Source organism: Streptomyces anulatus (assembly GCF_014650675.1).
GTDB lineage: Bacteria > Actinomycetota > Actinomycetes > Streptomycetales > Streptomycetaceae > Streptomyces > Streptomyces anulatus.
On record NZ_BMVK01000003.1, the window covers coordinates 599,715 to 624,032 of the forward strand.

Here is a 24,318-nt window from a genome sequence, read left to right on the forward strand (position 1 = left end):
GAGAGGGCCCTATGCCGTCGTACCTGTCCCCCGGCGTCTACGTCGAAGAGGTCGAGTCCGGATCCCGGCCGATCGAAGGGGTGGGCACCTCGGTCGCCGCCTTCGTCGGCTTCGCCCAGAAGGGCCCGTTCGACGAGCCGACGCTGATCACCAACTGGAGCCAGTTCGTCGCCACGTTCGGCGACTTCGTCGACGGCGCGTACCTGGCGTCCGCCGTCTACGGCTTCTTCGCCAACGGCGGCGGCGTCTGCTACATCGTGCGGGTCGACGACGGCACGGCAGAGGCGGAAGACGGTGAGCAGGGCGGGCGCGCCACCGGCGAGGCCGGGCAGGCCGGTGAGCTGCCCGTCGGCTCCGAGGTCCCGGTCGGGCCTTATGCCGTACGGCCCCGGCCGGGTGTGAGCGGGGAGATCAGTGTGGAGGTCGCCCCGGTGGAGGGCGACGATCCGCCCACCGACGTCTTCCGGCTCCTCGTGAAGCGCGACGGCCAGGTCGTGGAGACGTACGCCTCCGTCACCACCAAGCGCAGCAAGGACAACGTCGCGACCCGCGTCAACGCCAAGTCCGAGCTGATCGAGGTACGGGAGTCGGGGCGCGGCGCCGCACCCGCCCCGCCCGCCCCGCAGACGGTGATCCTCGCCCCGGCCGCCCCCGCCGCCGGCAGCTCCGGTGCGATGGCCCCCGAGGTGTACGTCGGCGACGCCGACCGCCGCACGGGGCTCGGCGGCCTCGAAGCGGTCGACGAGGTCACCATGATCGCCGTGCCCGATCTGATGAGCGCGTACGAACGCGGGCTGCTGGACCTGGAGTCGGTCATCGCCGTCCAGCAGGGGCTCATCTCCCACTGCGAGCTGATGGGCGACCGGGTGGCGATCCTCGACCCGCCGCCCGGCCTCACTCCGCAGCAGATCCGCGGCTGGCGCACCGGGCAGGCCAACTTCGACTCCAAGTACGCCACGCTCTACTACCCCTGGATCAGCGTCGCCGACCCCGCGTCCGGCCGCGCCACCCTCGTACCGCCCAGCGGCCACATCGCCGGGGTCTGGGCGCGCAACGACGACACGCGCGGGGTGCACAAGGCCCCGGCGAACGAGGTCGTCCGGGGAGCCGTCGCGCTGGCGACCCAGCTCACCAAGGGCGAGCACGACCTCCTCAACCCGATCGGGCTGAACTGCATCCGCGCCTTCCCCGGCCGGGGCATCCGGGTGTGGGGCGCACGGACGCTGGCGTCCGACCCCGCGTGGCGGTATCTGAACGTCCGGCGGCTCTTCAACTACCTGGAGGAGTCGATCCTCGCCGGTACGCAGTGGGTCGTGTTCGAGCCGAACGACGACGCCCTGTGGGCCCGTGTCCGGCGCACCGTCTCGGCGTTCCTCGTCAACGAGTGGCGCAAGGGGTCGCTGTTCGGGCTGACCCCCGAGGAGGCGTTCTACGTGAAGTGCGACCGCGAGACGAACCCGCCGGAGAGCATCGACGCGGGTCAGGTCATCTGCGAGATCGGGGTCGCCCCCGTCAAACCGGCCGAATTCGTGGTGTTCCGGCTCTCCCAGCTGACCGGCGGCAGCGGTGGTGTCGACGAATGACCGGCCGCCGCCCCCGTTGGTCGCTGACAGCCCGTTCCTGAGTCCGGCGTAAGGAGTCTGCTGTGCCACTTCCCGATCTCGACAGTTCCGTCGGGCATTCCTTCGGCCTCGAATTCGACAGCGTCATCATCAAGCAGATCACCGAGGTCAGCGGTCTGAAGATGGAACAGGACGTCATCGAGCTGAAGCAGAACACCTTCGACGGCAAGTACGCCATCAAGAAGCTGCCCGGCCGCCCCAAGGCGGGCGAGGTCACCGTGACGCGAGGGCTCACCGAGGACAACAGCTTCGAGCGGTGGATCAAGGACTCGCGGTTCGGCCGCATGACGAACGCCCGCCGCAACGGCGCTGTCATCGTCTACGACTACGAGGGCCTGCCGATCAAGCGCTACAAGCTCATCAACGCCTGGCCGAAGTCCCTGGAGATCGGCACCCTCAAGGCCGGCGACACCTCGGTGCTGACCGAGAAGCTGGCGATCACCTACGAGGCGATGGAACTCGACTGATGCGCCGCTCGGTCCAGTTCCAGAGCCCGGAGCAGGTCGAGGCCGGGGCAGCGGCCGGGGGCCGGGGCGGCCCCGCGCGCCAACAGGAGACGTTGCGCACGGAGTTCGGCTTCGAGCTGCCGCGCGGTTACGTCGACGAGTCGGGGACCGTCCACCGCACGGGCGTGATGCGCCTCGCCACCGCACGCGACGAACTGGTCCCCCTGCGGGACGACCGGGTCAGGGAGAACTCCGCCTACCTGTCGGTGGTCCTCATCTCCCGGGTCGTGACGCGCATCGGCACGGTCGAGGACATCCACCCGGGCGTCATCGAGGATCTGTTCGCCTCCGACCTGGCCTTCCTCCAGGACTTCTACCGCCGGATCAACGCCGAGGGCCACACCCGTGCCGCCGTCACCTGCCCGTCCTGCGACGAGGAGTTCGCGGTGAATCTCGCCGGTGGCCGCCTGGGGGAATCGTGACGTACGCGGCCGACCTGCTCTACGAGGAGGTCGCGTACCTCGCCTACCACTTCCACTGGCCGCTGGACGATCTGCTGGACCTGGAACATCCGGAACGCCTGAAGTTCGTCGCGCAGGTCGCCCGTCTCAACGGGCACTAGCCGGCGGCCGGGCGGGACACACCGTGCAGGGGAGAACGAGGAGCTCATGGGGTTGATGTCCTGGCTGCGGGGTGGCCGCGGTGGTGCCGCCCGCTCCGACGATTTCCCCGCCCCCGCGCCCATGCCCGCGGCCGATCGTGGCGAACGGGTGGACGTGAACCGGCTGGAGCCGATCCAGCGGATGGTGTCCGGGCAGCAACTGACGGTGGGACCTCAGGAGTTCGAGGCGTCGCTCACCACCCGTCAGGACACCGCTCTCGGGACCCCGCTCGGGCACCTGGTGAGCCCTGATGCTCCGGCCGGGCTCGTTCGCGGGCTCGGTGTCGGCGTTGGGGCCGGTGTCGCGGATTCCGCCGCGTCGCCTTCGTCGTCGGTCGCGGCTCAGCGGTCCGTGGACATGCCGGTGCGGGGGTCGGTGACACACTTCGGCCGGGCCGGTGGGCCCGAGGCCGTACCGGGGACGGTGTCCGCGCCCGGACACGTACCCGTACCCGTACAGCGTCTGTACGGCGGTGAGACCTCGGCCATGACGTCCTCCGCCGGGGCGGAGAGCGGTCCCGGGGGCGGGGAGGAGCTGCCCGTACGGCGGCTGGTGGGGGAGCGGCCCGTCGTGGCGGAGCCCGCGTCTCCGGTTCCGTCGCCCGACCCGCCGCCCGCCCCGGCCTCCGGCAGCGTCGACGTTCAGCGGGCTGCGATGCCTCCGGCGGGGGAGCGGCCCCGGCGGGCTCCCGGGCTCGGTGCGCCGCTGCCCGGTCTGCCGCCTACCGCCCAGCGTCGGGCCGCCTCCGGCCCGGAAGCCTCCGGGGGCGAGGTTCCGCCTTCGGCCCCCGCCGTGCCCGGCCTGTCCGATGACGTTGGGTCGGGGGGAGCGGACCGGCCCACTGCCCCCTTGCTCGGTGACGATCCGCTGGTGGGGGAGGTGTCCCGGGGCCGTTCCGATGACCTGGCAGGGGGAGCGCCTGCTTCTGCCGGTGGGGCGAACGATGTCGGCGGGGCAGGCGATGCGGGTGCCGCCGGGGGTGCCAGTGGTTCGGGTGGTGCCGGTGGTGCTGGGAGTTTCGTGCAGCGGTCGGACGGTCCGCCTTCCCTCTCCGGGCCGTCCCCCGCCCTGCCCGCCCTGCCTTCCCCGGCTGCCCCGGCTGACAGCGGGCCCGTCGCCCCCCTCCTGGGCGACCGGCCCCTGGTCCCGCGGAACGTCGACGTACAGCGCGCCGCGGAGCCGCGTTCCGGGCCCGCCGGGGGGTCCGCGCCGGACCCGGGCGGGTCCGCCTCGCCCCCCGAGGGCGTACCGGTCCGGTGGACCGGGGCGGAGGACGGGGGGCCGCCGGCCGGTCCCGGTGTCTCCGTGGGGAACGCGCTCCCGGGGGCGCCCCCTGCCGGACCGCCCTCCGCGTCCCTTCAGCGGCGGGCAGCCGAGGGGCCTCCGGTGCCGGCCTCGGTGGCGCGTTCCCTGCCGGGTTCCGGCAGTGCGCGGCGGCTGCCTTCGGCCGGTGCCGTGGCGGTGGCGGCCGGGGTGGCGCAGCGGATGGCCGACGGCAGTGTCGTCTTCGGGGGTGCGCCGGTCTCCGGTACTTCGCGGCCGGTCGTCCAGCGGGAATCCGAAGTCGCCGAGGTCGTCGAGGAACCGCCGCCGCCCGAACCCGATCCCGTAACGGAACCGGAGGACGGCGCGGAGCCCGGGCCGGCCTCCGTAACGGAGACGGGGAGCGGAGCCGGGGCTGCACCTAAGGACGGCAAGGGGGCTCCCGCCGTCACGGACGAGCTGGTCCGGGCCCTGTACGCCCCGCTCAGCCGGCTCCTGAAGAACGATCTCCGGCTGGAACGCGAACGCGCCGGTCATCTCATCAACACCCGCCACTGAACGCCCGATCGCTGAACAGCCCGACCGAACTGAGAGGCACGTGTCATGGCCACCGCCCAGGACAGCGACCCCGCCGTCAGCGTCTGCTTCGTCGTGACGATCGACGACATCGAGCTCGGGTCGTTCAACACGTGCGAGGGCCTCGGCTGCGAAGTGGTCCTCGAAGCACGGGAGGAGGGCGGCAACAACGGGCATGTGTGGCAGCTGCCGACCCGGCTGAAGTACTCCAACGTGAAGCTGTCCCGGCCGCTCACCCGGGAGACGGAGAAGGTGGCGCGCTGGTTCGCCACGATGACCACCGGGTTCAGCCGGAAGACCGCGCACATCGAGGCGCGGACCGGGGACGGGCAGAAGGTCGCCCAGTGGGGGCTGCTGGAGGTCGTGCCCGTGCGGTGGACCGGGCCCTCGTTCACGCCCGAGTCGCCGAAGGTCGCGATGGAGACCATCGAGATCGCCCACCACGGTTACGTGATGGAGGGCTGAGGACGATGAGCGGTGCGGGCCCCATCGCGTTCAGCGCGGCCGGTACGTCGGGGGTGGCCTCGGCGGCGAAGGGCGGCTCGGCGCGGCCCAAGCTGGAGCACGCCTACCTGGAGCTGCGGACCCCGCCGACCGGGGGCGGGCTGACGCCCGGGGGGCCGTGCGGGCGGATCGACTTCCAGTTCAACCCCAAGGAGCTGAGCCTGACCAAGGCGGCTTCCTGGAAGCGGAGTCCGGCGAAGGGGGCGAAGAGTTCGGGCCCGCCGGAGTACCAGGGCTCCCAGCCCAGCAAGCTCACCGTCGAGATGTTCTTCGACGCCAGCGACACCCAGGACACCCGGGTCGTCACCTCGGTGGAGCAGCTCTTCGCCTGCTGTGTGCCGACGGACGAGACCCGGCAGCAGCAGCGGTCGTCCCCGCCGTGGGTCGTCTTCCACTGGGGCGGACTGACGGGCTTTCCCGGGTACGTGAGTCAAGTCGCCGCCAAATACACGCTGTTCACGACCTCGGGCGTGCCGATCCGGGCGGTCTGCCAGGTCACCATGGAGGAGATCAGCGGCGAGACGCCCGGCCAGAACCCGACCTCGGGCGCGCTGGCCGCCCGGCGCGTCCACCGGGTCGGCTCGGGCGACTCGCTGCCCTCGCTCGCCCACCGGGAGTACGGGGACCCCGGGGCCTGGCGGGTGATCGCCGAGGCGAACGGGATCGACGACCCGATGCGGCTCGCCCCCGGCACCCAGCTCCTGCTGCCCGCCCTGGACGAGCTGGCCCGGCTCAGGGACTCCTCGGACAAGGACGCCGCCAGGGCCGGCCGGGGCAGGGGGCGGGGCTGATGGCGCAGCAGGGGGTTTCCACGGCGCTGACGGTGGAGTTCGGCGGTACGCCGCTGCCCGCGAAGTTCGTGAACACGCTGGTCGAGGGCTATGTCGACGACAGCCGTACGCTCCCCGACCTGTTCCTGCTGCGGTTCCGGGACCCCGACCGGGTGCTGCTGGAGCAGGCGGGGCTGAAGATCGGCACCGAGGCCCGGCTGCTGGCCCGCGCGGGCGGCGGCACCGAGCCGAAACCGCTGCTGGAGGGGGTCGTCACCGCGCTGGAGGTGGAGCTCGACGAGTCCGGCACGTTCACCGTCGTCCGGGGGCTCGACGAGTCGCACCGGCTGTTCCGGGGCCGCCGGGTGGCCAGCTACCAGAACATGACACTCGCCGACATCTGCGGCCAGGTCGCCCAGCGTGCCGGGCTGAAGCCGGGCCCGGTCGACATCGCCGGGCCCGTACTGGAACACATCGCCCAGCCCAACATCACCGACTGGGAGTTCGTGCGCGGTCTCGCGGAGGAGGCGGGCGCGCAGGCGTACGTACGGGACGGGCAGCTGCACATCACGAAGCCGGCGGAGGCGGGCGGCGCGCCCGACGCCTCGGCGCGCGCCGACCGCGACCCGCTCGTCCTGGAGCTGGGCAGCAATCTGCTGCGCTGCCGGGCCGGGGTGTCGGCCGCCGAGCAGGTCTCCGAGGTGGAGGTGCGCGGCTGGGACGTCCAGGCGAAGCAGCCGCTGGTGGGCCGGGCCCCGGCGGGCACGTCCCCGACGCTGGAGCTGGGGGTGACGGCGGCGGAGGTGTCGGCCCCGTTCGGCGAGGCCCGGTTCGTGGTGACCGACGCGGCGTACGGGGCGCAGGCCCAGGTCGACCAGGCGGCGAAGGCGCTGGCGGAACGGATCGCCGGGTCGTTCGCGGAGCTGGAGGCGGTGATCCGGGGGAATCCGGAGGTGCGGGCGGGCACGGCGGTGGCGCTGAACGCGGTGGGCGCGCCGTTCGAGGGCCGGTACACGGTGACGACCTCGCGCCATGTCTTCGACGCCGTACGCGGGTACGAGACCTGGATCACCGTGTCGGGGCAGCAGGAGCGGTCGCTCTTCGGGCTGACGGGCGGCTCCCCGGCGACGGCGGGCGGTTCGCGGTGCGCGGGGCTGGTCAGCGGGACGGTGACGGACACGCAGGATCCGGAGGGGTCCGGGCGGGTCAAGGTGCGGTTCCCGTGGCTGTCCGACGAGTACGCGAGCGACTGGGCGCGCACGGCGCAGTCCGGCGGTACGGGGGGTGGCGAGGCGTTCATCCCGGAGGTGGGCGACGAGGTGCTGGTCGGCTTCGAGCACGGGCATCTGGACCGGCCGTACGTCCTGGCGGGGCTGTACAACGGGGTGGACCGGCCGGGGGGTGGAGGCGGGGGCGGGAGCCCATCTGCCGGTGCGCCCGGTGCGGCTGGTGCATCAAGTGCTTCCGGCACCCCTGGTGCTCCTGGTGCTGCCGGTGCTTCTGGAGGTACAGGAGGCGCAGGCGGCGCAGGAGGTGCGGGAGGCGGTGGCGAACTCGTCGATCCCACCACCGGTGCGGTGAACCGCCGCGCCTTCGCGTCGAAGAGCGGAAACCAGCTGGAGCTGCTGGACGCGGCGAACGGTCCGCAGGGCGTCCGGCTCCGTACCGGTGACGGCAAGCTCACCATCGACCTCGACCGCAAGGGCACCGCCATCGTCATCGGCAGCGACGGCAGCGTGACCATCGAGGCCAAGGAGCAGGTCTCCATCCGGGCGGCCGACGGCGTCGCCCTGGACGCGGGGCGCGGCGCGCTCGAACTGAACGGCGAGAGCGTCACGCTGACCGCACGGAAAGGCGTGTCCGTGGACGGCGGCACCGGGAAGGTCGGCATCACGGCCCAGGGCCCGGTGGAGGTGCGGGGCGGCGAGATCACGGTCGACGGAAGCCGCCGCACAGAGATCAAGAGCGGGGGCTCGGTGAACGTCAACGCGCCCATGGTCAAGCTCAACTGACGCCACATCATGCACCACGTGCGGGAGGAGTGCACAGCATGTCCGACGCAACAGCCGCTCCGGCGGCCCGGGTCGGCGACCCCACCGGCCACCCCGGCACGGTCGGGCCGCCCGGCGTCCTGTCCGTGCTCATCGGCGGCAAGCCCGCCGCCACCGTCGGGACCGCCCACCTGTGCTCCTCGCCCGCCGCCCATCCGCCGACCGCCCTCGCGCCGCCCGGCAGCTCGACGGTGTTCATCGGCGGGCAGCCGGCCGCCCGCGTCGGTGACCTGGCGGGCTGCGGCTCCCCGGTGCTCTCCGGCTGCCCGACCGTACTGATCGGCGGGTGAACCGGACCCATGGGACAGCAGTTCATCGGCGCGGGCTGGGCGTTCCCGCCGCGCACCGACGCCACCGGGTCCATCGCCCTGGTGCGCGGCGAGCACGAGCTGGAGGAGTCGATCCGGCTGATCCTGGCGACCTCGCCGGGGGAGCGGCCCATGCGGCCCGAGTTCGGCTGCGCGGTCAACGACTACGTGTTCGCCCCGGCGGACGCGGGGACCGCCGGGCAACTCGCGTACGAGGTGCGGCTCGCACTGGAGCGCTGGGAGCCCCGGATCGAGGTGACCGAGGTCGTCGTCCGGTTCGACGAGGCGGACAACGGCGTCCTCTACATCGACATCGGCTACACCGTGCGCGGCGCGAACGACCCGCGCAACCTCGTCTTCCCGTTCTACGTGATCCCGCAGCACGCCGAGGCCACCGAGGCATCGGCCGACGACGAGGAGGCGGGCGCGTGACGCTGCCCGGCCCGCACGACGAGGAGGAGAGGGCGTGACCCTGCCCAGCCCGCATCTGGACGACCGCACCTTCCAGGGCCTGGTCGACGAGGCGAAACGCCTGGTGCAGCAGCGCTGCCCGGAGTGGACCGACCACAACGTCTCCGACCCCGGGGTGACGCTGATCGAGGCGTTCGCGACCATGGTCGACCAGCTCGTCTACCGGGTGAACCGGGTCCCGGAGAAGAGCTATCTGACCTTCCTCGACCTGATCGGGGTACAGCTCCACCCGCCGACCGCCGCCCACACCGAGGTGACGTTCCGGCTCTCCGCCCCCCGGCCCGAACCGGTGCTGGTGCGCGCGGGAACGGAGGTCGCCACCGTCCGTACGGAGACGGAGGAGGCGGTCGTCTTCACCACCTCCGAGCCGCTCTCCATCGTGCCGTGCGCCTTCGCCCACCTGGCCACCTGGCCCTCGCCCGGGGAGGCCGTCGACCGGACCGAGGAGCTGACGCTCGGCCGGGACGTGCCCGTCTTCGGGGCCACGCCCGCCCCCGGCGACTGCCTGTACGTCGGCCTGTCGGCCGCCGTGCCCGCGGGCGTACTGGCGCTCCGGCTGGACTGCACGGTCGACGGTGTCGGGGTCGACCCGGCCCGGCCGCCGATCCTCTGGGAGGCCTGGGACGGGTCCAGTTGGGCGGTCTGCGAAGTGGAGAAGGACGACACCGGCGGCTTCAACCGGTCCGGCGAGCTGATCCTGCACCTGCCGAGAACCCATGTCCCGGCGGCCGTCGTCCGCCGGACCGGGGGCTGGCTGCGCTGCCGGCTGATCGAGGCGGAGCCGGGCCAGCCGACGTACATGGCCCCGCCCGTCGTGCGCGGCATCACCGCGTTCACCATCGGCGCGACCGTCGCCGCCGAGCACGCCGAGACCATCACCGACGAGGTGCTGGGCCAGGCGGAGGGCGTCCCCGGGCAGGTGTTCCGGCTGGCCAGGCCGCCGGTGGTGCCGGGGGAGTTCGTGGTCGAGGTGACCGACCCGGCCGCGCCCGACGCCGTCGCCGGCTCGGACGTCACCCACTGGAGCCGGGTCGACGACTTCGCGCACTCCGGCCCCGAGGACCGGCACGTCACGCTCGACCCGAACGCGGGGCGCGTCGAGTTCGGCCCCGCTGTACGCGAACGGGACGGCTCCGTACGCCATTACGGCCACGTCCCGGTCAAGGGAGCCACCGTCCGGGTCCGCTCCTACCGCAGGGGCGGCGGGCTGCGCGGCAACGTCGCCCGCTCCACGCTCCGTGTCCTGCGCAGTGCGATCCCGTACGTCGCCCGGGTCGAGAACCGCCGGCCGGCGCTCGGGGGCGTGGACGGCGAGAGCGTCGACAGCGCCCGGGTGCGCGGGCCGATGACGCTGCGCACCCTGCACCGGGCGGTCGTCCCGCACGACTACGAACTCCTCGCCCGGGAGATCGCCCCGGACGCGGCCCGGGTCCACTGCATCCGGGCCGGTACGCAGGACGGCGCGGAGGCTTCCGACGCGGGCGGGGTGCGGCTGCTCGTCGTCCCCGCCGGGAGCGGCGACGAACAGGGCCGGATCGAGTTCGACGAGCTGATCCCGCCCGCGAACACGCTCGCCCTGATCGCCGGCCATCTGGACGCCCGGCGGCCGATCGGGGCCCGGCTGGTCGTCGAGCCGCCGTTCTACCAGGGCGTCACCGTCGTCGCCCTGGTCCAGGCGGAGCGCGGGGCGGTCGCGGAGAAGGTGCGCGAGAGCGCGCTGGCCGCGCTGTACGGGTACTTCAACCCGCTCACCGGCGGGCCGGCCGGGGACGGCTGGCCGTTCGGCAGGCCCGTCCAGTCGGGGGAGGCGTTCGCCGTGCTCCAGCGGGTGCCGGGCGTCGACCTGGTGGAGGACGTCCGGCTGTACCGGGCCGACCCGGTCACCGGCGAACGCACCGACGCCACCGCGAAGATCGCGCTGGACCCGCACGCACTGGTCTTCAGTTACGAGCACCAGCTCCGGGTGAGGGGGGCCTGATCCGATGCGCAACGGAATCCCGGGTCTGCCGACCCCGCACCCCCTGATCGACCGGCTCCCCGCCGTCTACCTGGAACAGGACTTCCTCCAGCGCTTCCTGACCGCCCTGGACGACGTCCTGGCCCCCGTCCTCCTCTCCATCGACAATCTGCCCGCGCACCTGGACCCCCGCAGCGCCCCCGACGACTTCCTCGACTGGCTGGCCCAGTGGGTGGCCGTCGACCCCCACGGAAGCAGCCCGCCGGAGCTGCGCCGGGCGGCGGTGCGCGGCGCGGTCGCCCGGCACGCCCGACGCGGCACGGTGGGCGGCCTGGCGGAGGCGCTCCGGCTGGAGACCGGTACGGAACCGGAGATCGTCGAGAGCGGCGGCACCGCCTGGTCGACCGGCTCCGGCACCCCGCTGCCGGGCCAGGGCCGCCCCTGGGTGACCATCCGGATCCGGGCGGCCGGCGGCGGGGACCGGGGCGGCGCCCGGCAGCCGGACCGGGTGCGGCTGGAGGAGCTGATCGGCGCGGAGGTCCCGGCGCACGTCGGATTCACCTTGGAGCTGCTGTGACCTGCGACGAGTGCGGACACCGGAACCCGCCGGGGCGGGAGTTCTGTGTGGCGTGCGAGGCGTTCCTGGGGTGGGAGGAGGGGGAGGGCTCACCCGGGCCGAGCGCGGCGGCCGGGCCGAACGTGTCTACCGGGCCGAGCGTGTCGGCCGGGCCGAACGTGTCGTCTGCGTCGCCCGGGCCGAGCGCGCTGTCCGGGCCTGCTGCTTTCGCCGGGCCTGCTGCTTCCGCCGGGCCCGGCGGTCCCGGGCCTGGAGGCTCCACCGGGCCTGGCGCTTCCGGCCCGCCCGCACCCGGTCTGCCGCCGCCCGGCGGGTCCGCTCCCGCGCCCGGCCCGCCCGGCCGGCCCGCGCCCGGAGTACGGTCCGAGCCCGCTCCCGTAACACCTCCCGCTCCCGTAACACCGCCCGTTCGCGGGGCATGGCCCGCTTCCGGGCCCCCTCCCGCGGCACCGCCCGCGTCCGGTTCCGGGACGCCGGCCGCGTCCCCCTTCGTGACGCCGCCCGCGCCCGCCCCTGTGGCATCGCCCGCGCCCATGCCCGTAACGGCCCCGCTGCCCCCGGCCCACACGCCCCCCGGACCGCCGACGTCACCGCGGGCAGCGGCCCCCCGGCGACCGGGAGAGGGCCCGCCCGGTCCGGCTCCCGGTCCCGACGCGTGGCCGGACGCCGGACCGGGGCCCGCCACCGAGCCGCCCGGCCCGGAACCCGTCGGCGCGCCGGTCGTCTGCCCCAACTGCCGTACGGAGAACGCCCCGGGCCGCACCCTGTGCATCCGCTGCGCCCTGCTCCTGGACCCGGGGCCCGCCCCCGAGGGCCGGCTGCCGTGGTGGCGGCGGATCCTGCGCCGCCGGCCCCGGCAGGCGCGGGTGGCGGGGGCGCGTCCGCGGCGCGGGTGGCGGCGGCCGAGGATCGGGCTGCCCATCGTGCTGATCCTGCTGGCGGTGGGCGTCTGGTTCGCGCTGCCGCACCTCTCGGGCCTGTTCGGCTTCGCCAAGGAGGAGACCGGGACCCCGGAGTCCGTACCGCCCGCCGTCTGCCGGGGTTCCAGCGAGGCGGACGGGCACCCGGCGGCGGCGGCGGTCGACGGGTTCAACAACCGTTACTGGGCACCGGAGAAGACCGGCGAGGGGGTCGGGGAGCACCTGGAGTGCGACTTCGCGCAGCCGGTGCGGATGATGAAGATCGTGGTGTTCTCCGGGACGTCGGCGCGCCAGAACGAGTTCCTGACGCAGGGCCGCCCGGCGCGGCTCACGGTGGAGCTGACGTCGAAGGACGGGGAGAAGACCGACCGGACGATCCGGCTGCGCGACCAGGCGGGCCAGCAGACCTTCGACGTACGGGGTTCGGACACGGTCAAGGCCCGGCTCACGGTCGAGTCGGCGTACGGCTCGGGGAAGGACCGGCGGACGGCGGTCGCGGAGATCGAGTTCTTCGGAAGGCGGGAATGAGAAAGGGGTTCTCAGGGAGGCGGGGGGTTCCCGAGGAGGCGGGAGTTCTCAGGAAGGCGGGGGTTCCCAGGGAGGCGCGAGCTCTTCGGAAGGCCGGGGCGAACGGTCGTACGGGGGAAGCCTGTTACGGGTTCAGCCGGTCCGCGCGCATGCGCAGATAGCGGGCCTCGGGTTCGCTGAGCGTGCCGTCGGCGGCCGCGCGGTAGGCGGCGCGGGCGGCGTCCGGCTCCCCGGCCCGCTCCAGGAGATGCCCGCGTACGGCGTCGAGCCGGTAGTGACGCTCCACCGTCCCCGTCAGGGCGTCGACCGCGGCCAGCCCCGCCCGGGGCCCGTGCACCATGGCCACGGCGACCGCCCGGCCCAGCGCGGCGGCGGGGTCGGGGGTGCGCCGCACGAGGAGGTCGTAGAGGGCGAGGATCTGCGGCCAGTCGGTGTCCTCGGCGCGCTCCGCCTCGTCGTGGAGGGCGGCGACGGCGGCCTGGAGCTGGTAGTCCCCGGCCGGGCCCTGGGCGAGCGCCTCCTCGGCCAGCGCGGTGCCCTCCGCGATGGCCGTACGGTCCCAGAGCGCCCGGTCCTGTTCGTCGAGCGGGACCAGCTCGCCGTCCGGCCCGGTGCGCGCCGGGGTGCGCGCCTCGGTGAGGACCATCAGCGCCAGCAGCCCGGTCACCCGCCCCTCGTGGGGCAGCAGCCGGCGGACGGCGCGGGTCAGCCGGATCGCCTCGCGCGCCAGGTCCGTGCGGTGGAGGTCGGGGCCCGCGGTGGCGGTGTAGCCCTCGTTGAAGATCAGGTAGAGGACCTGGAGCGCGGCGCCGAGCCGCTGGTCGAGGTCCTGGGCGTCCGGCCGCCGGAACTGCGTACCGTGCACCGTCCGCTTGGCCCGGCTGATCCGCTGCGCCATCGTCGCCTCCGGCACCAGATGGGCGCGGGCGATCTCCGCCGTGGTGAGACCGCCGACCGCGCGGAGGGTGAGCGCGATCTGGGCGGCGGGGGTGAGCGCGGGGTGGCAGCAGAGGAAGAGCAGGGTGAGCGTGTCGTCCTCGGAGGGGGCCCGGCCCGTGCCGGAGGGGCCCTCCCCGGGCGGCGGCGCGACGAACGCGTCCGCCGGGGTGAGGGCCGCCGCCGTCTCCTCCCGCCTGCGACGGGCCTCGTCGCTGCGGAGCCGGTCGGTGAGGCGGCGGGAGGCGACCCGGATCAGCCAGCCGCGCGGATTGTCGGGGACCCCGTCCTGAGGCCACTGCTCGGCGGCCGCGATCAGGGCCTCCTGGACGGAGTCCTCGGCCGGGTCGAAGTGCCCGTACCGGCGCACGAGCGCGCCGAGGACCTGCGGCGCGTGGCGGCGCAGCAGGTCCTCGATGATGACGTCGGTCGTACGGTCCATCCGCGTCCTCGGGTGGTACGTCAGTCGTCGATCCCGCCGCCGATGGTCCGGATGAGCACCGGGTAGTCGGGCGCCCCGGCCGGCTGCGGACAGCGTGCCACGCGAGCCGCGATCTCGGTCACCCTTTCCAGGCTCTCGCAGTCGAGCACCCAGAACCCGGCGAGCAGCTCCTTCGTCTCGCTGTACGGCCCGTCCGAGACCACCGGCCGCCCCTCGGCGTCGACGCTCACGGCCCGTCCCTGCGCGGGCTCCGTGAGCCCGTAGCCGGTGACCAGCTCGCCCGACTCGGCGAGGTCGTCGTTGATGCTGCCCATGTAGGCGAACATCTCCTGCATGGCCTTCTCGTCCCAGGCCGGGCTGTCCGCGTTCCCCTTGCCGGTCTGGGCCTCGTAGTCCGCCTGGCTGCCCTGGACCATCACCAGATACTTCATGACCGTCGCCTCCTGGTCGCTCGTTCGCTCGTGGTTCTTTCTTCCTCTTACACAGGGGACGTCGGGGCCGGTGCGGGGTTCTCGACACCACGCGCGAAGTTTCTTCCGGATTCACCCGCTGGAGGGTCGGGGCGGGGCGCTCACCCGCCGGAACGGTCGGAACGGGGTGTTCAGTAAAGTTCGGCTGCGCCTCGTTTCCGCTCGTCGCGCCTGCTCTCCTCCCTCCTCCCTCCTCCCTCCTCCCTCCTCCCTCCCCCGAACGACGAGGTCCCGGCCCGTGTCCCCATCCCCAGCCCCGCTTCCTCACCCCGTCTCCGTCGTGGGGATCGGCGCGGACGGCTGGCCCGGCCTGTCCGGTACGGCACGGGAGGCGCTGCGCGCGGCCGAGGTGCTGATCGGCGGAGCGCGCCAGCTGGACCTGCTCCCGCCGGAGTGCGCCGGTGCCCGGGTGGGCTGGCCGTCCCCGCTGAGGCCGGCCGTCCCCCGGCTGCTCGCGGAGCACCGGGAGCGCCGGATCGCGGTGCTGGCCAGTGGGGACCCGATGTTCTACGGGATCGGGCGCGCGCTGGCGGAGGAGCTGGGGCCGGAGGGGCTGCAGGTGCTGCCGCACCCGTCGTCCGTCTCGTACGCCTGCGCGCGCCTCGGCTGGCCGCTGGAGGACACGGAGGTCGTGACGCTGGTGGGCCGTCCGGCGGCACGTCTCGCGGCGTCGCTGCACGAGGGCCGCCGGCTGCTGGTCCTGAGCGCGGACGCCGGCACGCCCGCCGCGGTCGCCGCGCTCCTCACGTCCCACGGCTTCGGCCCGAGCCGGCTGCGGGTGCTGGAACAGCTCGGCGGCGAGGACGAGAGGCACGTCGACGGCATCGCGGCGGAGTGGGCGCACCCGCCGGGAGACCGGCTGAACGTCATCGCGATCGCCTGCCGGGCGTCGGCGGACGCGCTGCGGCTCGGCACGGTCCCGGGTCTGCCGGACGAGGCGTACGAACACGACGGCCAGCTCACCAAGCGCCACATCAGGGCCGCCACGCTCGGGGCCCTGGCGCCCGCGCCCGGAGAACTGCTCTGGGACGTGGGCGGCGGCTCCGGCTCGATCGCGATCGAATGGCTGCGGGCACACCCGTCCTGCCGGGCGGTGAGCGTGGAACGGGACCCGGTGCGGGCCGAGCGGATCACCCGTAACGCGGACCGTCTGGGGGTCCCCGCCCTGCAGGTGGTGACCGGCCCGGCTCCCGCGTCCCTGGCCGGACTGGAAGCGCCGGACGCGGTGTTCATCGGCGGCGGCCTGACCGCGCCGGGCCTGCTCGACGCGTGCTGGGAGGCGTTGCGCCCGGGGGGCCGGCTGGTCGCGAACACGGTGACGCTGGAGTCGGAGGCGCTGCTGGCCGAGCGGCACAAGGCGCACGGCGGCGAGCTGGTGCGCCTCGCGGTGGCGCACGCCGTCCCGGTCGGCGGCTTCACCGGCTGGCGTCAGGCCATGCCCGTAACGCAGTGGTCGGTGACCAAGCCCCCGGATTCCGGGGCACGTTCGTACAAGGGAGATCGATCATGACGGTGTACTTCATCGGCGCGGGCCCCGGCGCGGCCGACCTGATCACGGTGCGCGGCGCCCGGATCCTCGCCGCCAGCCCGGTCTGCCTGTACGCGGGCAGCCTGGTCCCGGTGGAACTGCTGGCCGAGTGCCCGAAGGACGCCCGCCTGATCGACACGGCGAACCTGGACATCGAGCAGATCACCGCCGAGCTGGTCCGGGCCCACGCGGACGGCCACGACGTGGCGAGGTTGCACTCGGGCGACCCGTCGGTGTTCAGCGCGGTGAACGAACAGATGAAGCGCCTGGACGAGGCGGGCGTCCCGTACGAAGTGGTCCCCGGCGTCCCCGCGTTCGCGGCGGCGGCAGCGGCACTGAAGCGCGAGCTGACGGTCCCGACGGTCGGCCAGACGGTCATCCTGACCCGCATCGCGCAGCGCGCCACGGCGATGCCGGAGGGCGAGGACCTGGCGACGCTGGGCCGCAGCGGCGCACTGATCGTGCTGCACCTGGCGGCGCGCTACGTGGACCGCGTGGTGGATGAACTGCTCCCGCACTACGGGGCGGACTGCCCGACGGCGGTGGTGGCGATGGCGTCCCGCCCGGACGAGATCATCCTGCGCGGCCCGCTGGACTCGATCGCCGAGCAGGTGAAGGCGGCGGGGGTGATCCGGACGGCGGTCATCATGGTGGGCCGGACCCTGGGCGCGGAGCAGTTCCGGGACAGCCACCTGTATGCGGTGGGGCGGGACCGGGGGGAGTGCTGAGGCTCCGCCCGACGAGGAGACGCCGACCTGGTTCGCCTCCGTCACGGTGCGGGAGGAGGGCGGGCTCTGCGGGCTGAACTCCCCTGGGGACAACCGGGCAAGGACCGCGAGCGCGAGCGGAAACGGGAGAAGCGGGACGGCTGTGCCCCATGAGAGGAAACCGGTGTCGATCATCGAGTGGCCCAGGACCGTGCTTGAGGCCCGTCATCCGCGGCATCGGATTCGCGCATCGGGCTGATAGCGCCCGGCCGGATTCAGTAGCATGCGCTTTCCGACCGGGGCTGCGTGAGGGGGACGCCGTGCTGGAGACCGACGCACTGCTCGACCGGATCATGAAGGAGACCGAGGCCGACATCATCGCCCATGGTGCGCATGGGCTGATCATGGCGAGGGACGAGACCGCCGGGACGCCCGTACGGCTGGGGCAGCAATTGTTCGCCAGGATCACGAACCGACGGGCCGAGGACGCCCGCGTTCTCGCGGTCCGCGTCGCCGGCCTGGCAGAAGCGGGCGAGGACCGGGAGCTGTTGGCGCTGCGGCGCGCAGAGTTGCGCATCGCGCTGCGGGACGCGCTCAGAGGCCATGCGGGCCTGGCCGAGGAGCTTGCGGAACTCCTGCCGAAGGGATCCGCCGGGCGGGCCGGGGGCGACCGCAGCGTCTTCGTGGGACGGGACAGCTCCGGAGTCATCTATGTCGGTGACGGCGCGCACATCACGTTGCACCGGTGACCGGGATGACCGACCCGCAGCAGGAGGGCGGCGACAGGTCGGTGACGGTGTGGAACAACAACGACGGCACCATCATCACCGGCGATTACCCGACCATCAACCACTTCACTCTTCCCCCCGAGAGCCCGCCTCCCCCCGAGAACTCACCGGCCGGGAAGGCGAACCTGCTGGCGGAGGTGGTCGGCGGGTTCCTGAAGAGCGAGGAGGAGCAGCTGCGCTTATGGGATCCGGCGCCGTTGCCGTTGCGCTTCCGGGCGGTGTCCCCGGAGTTGGCCGCCGGCTGCAACATCGGTCCGGGCCTTCGGACCGGATCGTCAGAGGTTCTCCCCCTCGACCAGCCGTTGAAGGATCTCGCGGCTGCCTACGAGGGAAAGAAACCCGGCAGGCTTCTGGTGCTGGGCAGGGCGGGTTCGGGAAAGACCGTGCTCATCCGCCGTTTCGCGATGGACCGGCTGAAAGCTCGTGGTCCGTACGGCAGTGATCCCGTACCCGTGATCTTCAGCCTGGGATCGTGGGACCCCCACAAGACGAGTCTCCGGAATTGGCTTATCGGCCGGTTGGAGCGGGACTATCCCTTTCTGGCCGGGGACGGTCCCGGAGGGCGGTCGTGGGCGGACACACTGGTGATGACCGAATGTGTGCTCGCGATCCTGGACGGATTCGACGAGATCGCCGATGGTCTGCACAAGAAGGCGCTGCGGGATCTCTCCGCCGTCACCCTGCCGGTGCTGCTGACGAGCCGCCGCCCCGAGATCGAGGCCGCCGCCGCGAAGTCGTCCGTGTCCTTCGACGGTATCGAACTGACCGACCTCACCCTCGACGACGTCGCCGGCTATCTGCTGCCCGGGGCCGGTGCGGCCCGTGGCACGGATCCGCCCGCCACCGGCACGACCGGGTGGGAGTACGTACTGAACCGGCTGCGGCTCCATCCGGACGAACCGGCGTGCGCCCGTCTCACCGCGGTGCTGACCACCCCCCTGATGGTCGAGCTCGCCCGTGCCGTCCACCGGTCCGGCCGTGATCCGGCGAGGCTGCTGACCGGTCGTGAACTCGACACCCGCGAAGCCCTGGAGGACCATCTCCTGGACCGCTTCGTTCCCGCCGCGTACGCCCGGTTCCTCTCCGCCCGGTCCGACCGGAAACACCGGACCTGGCCCGCCGAACGCTCGCGGCACTGGCTGGGATACCTCGCCACACACCTGAGGCAGCTCGACACCCACGACATCGAATGGTGGCGGCTGGGAACAGCCATGAGCCTTTCTTCGCGCATGGTCGCCTCCGGAGCGGTGATCGGCTTCGTATCAGGGGTGCTGACCGTACTTCCCTCCGGATATCTGATCTCTTTGCATGTCATCATTGTGACTTTTCTGAACATGCTGGGCAGTGGACTGGCATTCGGGTTCCTTCAAGGATTGATGTCAAGTGCCGGGGCCGGAGGCGGATTTCAGCCGTCGCGTATGCATATACGGATCCGTGGCGGGTCGAAGAGAGTCAAGCAGAATCTCCTTCCCCGGATTCGGAGCGGGCTCGCGGGCGGTCTGGTATTCGGGGTCGTGTACGGCCTCGGAAACGCTGTCTACGTGGCAGTCGCGGGTTTCCCGTGGCTCAACGTCTTTCTGGTCTTCATGGATTGGTTCCTGGTCGGGCTCGGCGTCGGGCTGGGGACCGGCCTCGTCCTCGGGCTCATGACCGGGGTCGAGGCGGTCATCGAGACGAAAGCCTCGGTCAGCCCGGCGGATCTGCTGAGGACGAACCGGACGACCGTGCTCACTCAGATCCTTGTGACGGGCCTGATAGCCGGTATCGGGTTCGGCGTCGTCGTCACAGCGATCAATGGATTCGCCATCGGGGTCGGGCATGGAATCACGATGGGAGTCATGGTCGCCCTCGGATCCTGCACCTTGACCGCATGGGGCCGGTGGATCGTCCTGGTCCGTCTGTGGCTGCCCCTGACCGGGCGGCTCCCGTGGGCGGTGAACGCCTTTCTCGACGACGCCTGCCAACGGGGGGTGCTGCGTCAGGCGGGCGCGGTCCACCAGTTCCGCCACGCACGGCTCCGGGACCGCATGGCCGAGGTCCACGGACGGCGCGAATGCGAACGTGAGCAGCCGACAGAGGCGACGGGGGTCAGCTGATGGAAGCGAAGCACCGGACATTACGTGGCACGAGGCGCTGCCGGGGCAGGGCAGGCCGGGGGATCTCGGCGACCGTGCTGTCGGTCACCGCCGGAATCCTGGGGCTGCCGGGCTCCCCGACCGCTTCCGCGGAACCGGTCGGACTCACGCTGGGCTACAGCTGCGCCTTCACCGGCATCGGCAGGGTGCCCTTGACCATGCGACTCCACACGGACATCCCGGACACGATCCCCGTCGGCACGACCAGTCCGAAATCCGCCCTGAACGGAGTGACGACCGTGAACGCGGCCATCACCCGCTGGGCCGCCCTGGTCGGTGCGAAGACCGTGGAGGGTTCCCTGAACGGGGCCGCGACCGTCACCGCACCGCAGGGCGACATCCCGCTGGACGTCCCCATGACGATCCCCAAGACCCCCGTCCCGCGCTCCGGTCCGGTCGACGTGACTGCCAAGGGCGCCGCCCCCTCCCTCTCCTTCACCCGGCACGGCAACGCGCAGGTCATCGTCGGCGACCTCACCCTGAGTCTCATCCCGAAACGCGCGGACGGCACGGCCCCCGTACCCACGCTTCAGGCCTCCTGCACCCTGAATCCCGGGCAGAAGAGGGTCCTTCAGTCGGTCACCATCACCGAGCCGGTGCGGCCCACCGCGACGGCGACCGGCACGGGCTCGTCCGGAACAGCCGGAAGCGGAAGCGGAAGCGGAACCGGCCCCGGAGCCACGGGAGGAGGCGGCGGGGGCGGAGGAGCCGGAGGGGGCCGAGGGGCCGGAGGCGGAACCGGCGACGGTACGGCCCCGGGCACCCGGCCCGGTGGCGGCTCCGGCGGCTCGGCTCCGGCCTCGGCTTCGCCGGACGCCTCGGCCACGCCGAAGACACCGCAACCCACCCCGACGGGGCCCGAGCCCCGTACCCTTCCCCCGTCGCCCGGGGGGCTGCCCCTGGACCCGGTGCCGGACGGCACGGGCGAGGACGGGCACGCGGCCGGCGCTCTGGATCCCAGGAGCCCGATCGTGCTGGCGGCGGGCGTCCTCGTCACCGGCGCCGCCGCCGCCCTCATCGCCTTCGGTCCCTGGCTGAGGAAGCGGCGCTCCGGCGACCCGGACGACCAAGATGCTGACCGAGGATGACGCGCACGTGCGGTCGGTCGGGAGCGGGCACGCCCGCTGAGCTGTCGGAGGGCCCCGGCCACCGGGCCGAACGGGCCGCCTCAGCGCAGTCGTCCCTTCCAGGACTACGGCGTCGGCCGGCTATCCCCGCCCCACCACCACCCCCGCCCGGTCGATGCAGATCACGTCGACCGCGACCGGCGCACCCCGCAGCACCGACAGCGCCTCGTCGCGGGCCCGGGCGGCCACCAGGTCGCCGAGCGGGACGTTCGCCGCTTCGCACAGGCGCAGGGCCTCCAGGCCCGTGTTGGCGGTGGCGATGCGGGTGGCCAGGGTCGCGTCCGCGCCGCCCCGGCGGGCCAGGTCGGCCAGGAAGGGTTTGTCGACCTGGGAGCGGGCCGAGTGGAGGTCCAGGTGGCCCGCCGCCAGCTTGGAGAGTTTGGCGAAGCCGCCGCAGATCGTGAGGCGGGCGACGGGGTGTCGGCGTACGTATTTCAGGACCGCGCCCGCGAAGTCCCCCATGTCCAGCAGCGCGATGTCCGGCAGGCCGTACTCCGACACCACCGTCTTCTCCGACGTCGAGCCCGTGCAGCCCGCCACATGGGTCAGGCCCGCCGCCCGCGCCACGTCCACGCCCCGGCGGATCGAGTCGATCCACGCCGAGCAGGAGTACGGGACCACCACCCCCGTCGTGCCCAGGATCGACAGGCCGCCCAGGATTCCCAGGCGGCCGTTCCACGTCGAGCGGGCGATCTCCTCGCCGTGGTCGACCGAGACCGTGATCTCCACGTCCCCCGTCCCGCCGTGCTCCGCCGCCACCCGCTCCACGTGCTCGCGCATCAGCCGGCGCGGCACCGGGTTCACCGCGGGCTCACCGACGTCCAGCGGCAGGCCGGGGAGGGTGACCGTGCCCACGCCCGGGCCGGCCCGGAACACCACGCCGGAGCCCGGCGGCAGTCTCCGTACGGTCGACCGGACCAGTGCCCCGTGGGTGACGTCCGGGTCGTCGCCCGCGTCCTTCACCACTCCGGCCATCGCCACCGCCCCACCCGGCCCGGCCGTCAGCTCCTCCAGCGCCAGCGCGAACGCCGGTGTCTGGCCCTTCGGCAGCGTGATGGTCACCGGATCCGGGAAGTCGCCGGTCAGCAGTGCCGTGTACGCGGCCGTCGTCGCCGCCGTCGCACAGGCACCGGTCGTCCAGCCGGGGCGCAGGCCGGTGTGTTTGAGTTGGGCACTGCGACCGCCCCGCGCCTCAGCGTTCATGAGATGAGTCCGTTCCGATGCCTGTGCCTGCTGCTGTGCATGTTCTTGTTCTGGGGGGTACGACCGAGGCGCGCCGGCTGGCCGAGAACCTTGCCGCTTCTGCCCCGGGCTCCCGGGTCCAGGTCCGGGTCACCACCTCGCTCGCCGGGCGCGTCTCCGCTCCCCGGCTGCCGCCCGGTGACGTGCGCGTCGGCGGGTTCGGGGGGCCCGACGGGCTCGCCGCCTGGGTGCGTGAGCACGATGTGGACGTCCTCATCGATGCCACCCACCCCTTCGCCGCGACCATGAGCCGGAACGCGGCCGAGGCCGCCGCCCGGGCCCATGTTCCTCTCCTCGCCCTCCGCCGGCCCGGCTGGGTCGCCCAGGGCGGCGACCGCTGGCACGCCGCCGGATCGCTCGCCGAGGCCGCCGAGCTGCTGCCCGCGCTGGGGGAGCGGGTCTTCCTCACCACCGGGCGGATGGGGCTCGCCGCCTTCGCGGGAGCGGCACTCGACGATCTGTGGTTCCTCGTGCGGTCCGTCGACGCTCCCGAGCCGCCCTGCCCGGCCCGGATGGAGGTCCTGCTCGACCGGGGGCCGTTCACGCTGGAGGGGGAGCGGGCGCTCATCCGCCGCCACCGTCTCGACGTGCTCGTCACCAAGGACAGCGGTGGGGACGCCACGGCCCCGAAGCTCACCGCCGCCCGTGAGGCCGGGATCCCCGTCGTCGTCGTGCGGCGGCCACCGGTACCGGAAGGGGTGCCGGTGGCCCGTACGCCCGACGAGGCCGTGGAGTGGGTGCGCCGGCGCTACGCCTCCGGGTAGCGGCGGGGCGTCCACACGATGGACCGGCCGGTGCCGGAACCGCCCCGCTCGATCCACCGGGTCTGCGACGAGCCCACGATCAGCAGCGTCCGCATGTCCACCTCCGCCGGGTCGACGTCGGCCAGCCGTACCGTCCGTACGCTCTCCGTCGGGCCGCCCACATCGCGCGCCAACACCACCGGGGTGTCCGGGGAACGGTGCTCCAGGAGCAGGTCGCGGGCCTTGCCCACCTGCCACGTACGGGACTGGGAGCCCGGGTTGTACAGCGCCAGCACCAGGTCCGCCGAGGCCGCCGCGCGCAGGCGCTCCGCGATGACCTCCCACGGCTTGAGCCGGTCAGAGAGGGAGATCGTGGCGTAGTCGTGGCCCAGCGGCGCACCCGCGCGGGCCGCCGCCGCGTTGGCCGCGGTGACGCCGGGCAGGACCCGTACGGGGATGTCCGCGTACTCGTCCTGCGAGGCCGCCTCCAGCACCGCCGTCGCCATCGCGAAGACCCCCGGGTCGCCGCCGGACACCACCGCGACGCGGTGGCCCCGCCGGGCCAGGTCCAGGGCGAACTCGGCGCGCTCCGACTCCACCTTGTTGTCCGAGCCGTGCCGCGCCTGACCCGGGCGGACCGGAACCCGGTCCAGGTAGGTCGTGTAGCCGACCACGTCGTCGGCGGCGGCGAGCGCTCCGCGCGTCTCCGGTGTCAGCCACAGCGGGCCCGCCGGGCCGGTGCCCACGACCACGACCTCGCCGCCGGCCTTCCCGGAGGGGCGCGGTGTGTCGACGCGGCTCGGCAGGACCGCGACCGAGAAGTACGGGACGGACGCCGGGTCGATGTCCGCCAGGTCGCCCGTGCGCTCCCCCGCCATCGTCGCGCGCTCCACGTACCGCGCCTCCGCGAGCCTCCCGGACGCCTCGAACGCCCCGCGCACCGCCGGGAACGTACGCCCCAGCTTCATCACCACGGCCGTGTCCGTGGCGGCGAGACGGGCCGTCAGCTCCTCCTCCGGCAGCGTGCCGGGCAGGATCGTGAGGATCTCCTCGCCCTCGACGAGGGGGGTGCCGAGCCGGGCCGCCGCCGCGCTGACGGAGGTGACACCCGGGATGACCTCGGTGGTGTACCGGTCGGCCAGGCGCTTGTGCATGTGCATGTACGAGCCGTAGAACATCGGGTCGCCCTCGGCGAGCACCGCGACGGTCAGGCCCGCGTCCAGATGCGCCGCGAGACGGGCGGCGGCCTTCTCGTAGAACTCCTCCAGCGCGCCCCGGTAACCGCCCGGGTGGTCCGTGGTCTCCGTCGTGACGGGGTAGACCAGGGCCTCCTCGATGTGGTCGGGCCGCAGATGCGCCGCCGCGATGGACCGCGCGATCGAGCGGCCGTGCCGTGCGCTGTGGTACGCGACGACGTCGGCCTCACCGATGGCCCGGACGGCCCGCAGGGTCATCAGGTCCGGGTCGCCGGGGCCGAGCCCGACACCGTAGAGCCGGCCGGCGCCACTCTTGATCCCGTTCACTGGAGAGGTCACTGGAGAGGTC

At 73.2% G+C, this 24,318-nt stretch carries 23 protein-coding genes; 19 read left to right on the forward strand and 4 right to left on the reverse strand.

The genetic code is table 11. The annotated features are described in order from the left end of the window. The first annotated feature begins 11 nt into the window (after positions 1-11). The 13 genes from IE272_RS11145 (at position 12) to IE272_RS38665 (ending at position 12,655) form a co-directional block, all read left to right on the forward strand. Positions 12-1,583 (forward strand): phage tail sheath family protein, encoded by a 1,572-nt coding sequence (locus IE272_RS11145; RefSeq protein WP_190006748.1) that lies wholly within the window; start codon positions 12-14, stop codon positions 1,581-1,583. Between the two features lie 62 nt (positions 1,584-1,645). Further along, positions 1,646-2,089 carry a phage tail protein gene (locus IE272_RS11150; RefSeq protein WP_018960795.1) on the forward strand — a complete coding sequence of 148 codons (444 nt, stop codon included), beginning with the start codon at positions 1,646-1,648 and terminating at the stop codon, positions 2,087-2,089. Further along, positions 2,089-2,550: a hypothetical protein gene (locus IE272_RS11155; protein WP_050359969.1), complete on the forward strand. Its 462-nt coding sequence runs from the start codon at positions 2,089-2,091 to the stop codon at positions 2,548-2,550. Before IE272_RS11150 ends, IE272_RS11155 begins: the two co-directional genes overlap by 1 nt. Then, positions 2,547-2,690: a DUF6760 family protein gene (locus tag IE272_RS11160; protein WP_007457431.1), complete on the forward strand. Its 144-nt coding sequence runs from the start codon at positions 2,547-2,549 to the stop codon at positions 2,688-2,690. Before IE272_RS11155 ends, IE272_RS11160 begins: the two co-directional genes overlap by 4 nt. 1,426 nt (positions 2,691-4,116) lie before the next feature. Further along, a complete protein-coding gene (locus IE272_RS11165) occupies positions 4,117-4,551 on the forward strand; it encodes a hypothetical protein (protein ID WP_050359970.1) in 435 nt (144 codons plus the stop codon). Between the two features lie 45 nt (positions 4,552-4,596). Continuing rightward, on the forward strand, positions 4,597-5,034 hold the full coding sequence (locus IE272_RS11170; RefSeq protein WP_007457427.1) for a phage tail protein: 438 nt from the start codon (positions 4,597-4,599) through the stop codon (positions 5,032-5,034). A 5-nt stretch (positions 5,035-5,039) separates the two neighbouring features. Continuing rightward, positions 5,040-5,864, forward strand: a complete 825-nt coding sequence (locus IE272_RS11175) for a CIS tube protein (RefSeq protein ID WP_050359971.1) — start codon at positions 5,040-5,042, stop codon at positions 5,862-5,864. Next, entirely contained in the window at positions 5,864-7,855 is a 1,992-nt protein-coding gene (locus IE272_RS11180) for a VgrG-related protein (RefSeq protein WP_190006749.1), read from the forward strand. Before IE272_RS11175 ends, IE272_RS11180 begins: the two co-directional genes overlap by 1 nt. Positions 7,856-7,893: 38 nt before the next feature. Beyond that, positions 7,894-8,184, forward strand: coding sequence for a PAAR domain-containing protein (locus IE272_RS11185; RefSeq protein ID WP_050359973.1), 291 nt, complete (start codon positions 7,894-7,896; stop codon positions 8,182-8,184). Between the two features lie 9 nt (positions 8,185-8,193). Next, entirely contained in the window at positions 8,194-8,634 is a 441-nt protein-coding gene (locus IE272_RS11190; protein WP_050359974.1) for a GPW/gp25 family protein, read from the forward strand. A gap of 34 nt (positions 8,635-8,668) precedes the next feature. Continuing rightward, the gene (locus tag IE272_RS11195; RefSeq protein WP_056702324.1) at positions 8,669-10,651 is read left to right on the forward strand and encodes a putative baseplate assembly protein; all 1,983 of its coding nucleotides are present in this window, start codon (positions 8,669-8,671) and stop codon (positions 10,649-10,651) included. 4 nt (positions 10,652-10,655) lie between these two features. Beyond that, entirely contained in the window at positions 10,656-11,207 is a 552-nt protein-coding gene (locus tag IE272_RS11200; RefSeq protein ID WP_190006750.1) for a phage tail protein, read from the forward strand. A gap of 533 nt (positions 11,208-11,740) precedes the next feature. Continuing rightward, complete coding sequence (locus tag IE272_RS38665; protein WP_229897269.1) at positions 11,741-12,655, forward strand: discoidin domain-containing protein; 915 nt, start codon at positions 11,741-11,743, stop codon at positions 12,653-12,655. 124 nt (positions 12,656-12,779) lie between these two features. Here the strand turns inward: IE272_RS38665 and IE272_RS11210 are convergent, their stop codons facing one another. Together IE272_RS11210 and IE272_RS11215 are read right to left on the reverse strand one after the other, a co-directional pair. Beyond that, a complete protein-coding gene (locus IE272_RS11210) occupies positions 12,780-14,033 on the reverse strand; it encodes an RNA polymerase sigma factor (RefSeq protein WP_190006751.1) in 1,254 nt (417 codons plus the stop codon). 20 nt (positions 14,034-14,053) lie between these two features. Then, positions 14,054-14,464 (reverse strand): YciI family protein, encoded by a 411-nt coding sequence (locus IE272_RS11215; RefSeq protein WP_050359979.1) that lies wholly within the window; start codon positions 14,462-14,464, stop codon positions 14,054-14,056. A 277-nt stretch (positions 14,465-14,741) separates the two neighbouring features. On the opposite strand from IE272_RS11215, the gene cbiE reads away from it, so the two are divergent. The 5 genes from cbiE (at position 14,742) to IE272_RS11240 (ending at position 20,749) form a co-directional block, all read left to right on the forward strand. Continuing rightward, on the forward strand, positions 14,742-16,013 hold the full coding sequence (cbiE, locus tag IE272_RS11220) for a precorrin-6y C5,15-methyltransferase (decarboxylating) subunit CbiE (RefSeq protein WP_190006752.1): 1,272 nt from the start codon (positions 14,742-14,744) through the stop codon (positions 16,011-16,013). Further along, positions 16,010-16,759, forward strand: coding sequence for a precorrin-4 C(11)-methyltransferase (gene cobM / locus IE272_RS11225; RefSeq protein WP_050359981.1), 750 nt, complete (start codon positions 16,010-16,012; stop codon positions 16,757-16,759). Before cbiE ends, cobM begins: the two co-directional genes overlap by 4 nt. Positions 16,760-17,058: 299 nt before the next feature. Further along, on the forward strand, positions 17,059-17,487 hold the full coding sequence (locus IE272_RS11230; protein WP_056702336.1) for a hypothetical protein: 429 nt from the start codon (positions 17,059-17,061) through the stop codon (positions 17,485-17,487). A gap of 5 nt (positions 17,488-17,492) precedes the next feature. Next, entirely contained in the window at positions 17,493-19,622 is a 2,130-nt protein-coding gene (locus IE272_RS11235) for an NACHT domain-containing protein (RefSeq protein WP_229897280.1), read from the forward strand. Between the two features lie 74 nt (positions 19,623-19,696). Continuing rightward, positions 19,697-20,749 (forward strand): DUF6801 domain-containing protein, encoded by a 1,053-nt coding sequence (locus IE272_RS11240; RefSeq protein WP_190006754.1) that lies wholly within the window; start codon positions 19,697-19,699, stop codon positions 20,747-20,749. Between the two features lie 120 nt (positions 20,750-20,869). Here IE272_RS11240 and IE272_RS11245 read toward each other — a convergent pair whose 3' ends face one another. Further along, a complete protein-coding gene (locus IE272_RS11245; protein ID WP_056702343.1) occupies positions 20,870-21,991 on the reverse strand; it encodes a cobalt-precorrin-5B (C(1))-methyltransferase in 1,122 nt (373 codons plus the stop codon). A 17-nt stretch (positions 21,992-22,008) separates the two neighbouring features. On the opposite strand from IE272_RS11245, the gene IE272_RS11250 reads away from it, so the two are divergent. Next, on the forward strand, positions 22,009-22,794 hold the full coding sequence (locus IE272_RS11250; protein WP_190006755.1) for a cobalt-precorrin-6A reductase: 786 nt from the start codon (positions 22,009-22,011) through the stop codon (positions 22,792-22,794). On the opposite strand, the gene IE272_RS11255 is transcribed toward IE272_RS11250, so the two are convergent. Next, positions 22,779-24,296: a precorrin-2 C(20)-methyltransferase gene (locus tag IE272_RS11255; protein WP_373304165.1), complete on the reverse strand. Its 1,518-nt coding sequence runs from the start codon at positions 24,294-24,296 to the stop codon at positions 22,779-22,781. The genes IE272_RS11250 and IE272_RS11255 overlap by 16 nt on opposite strands. Positions 24,297-24,318 lie beyond the last annotated feature (22 nt).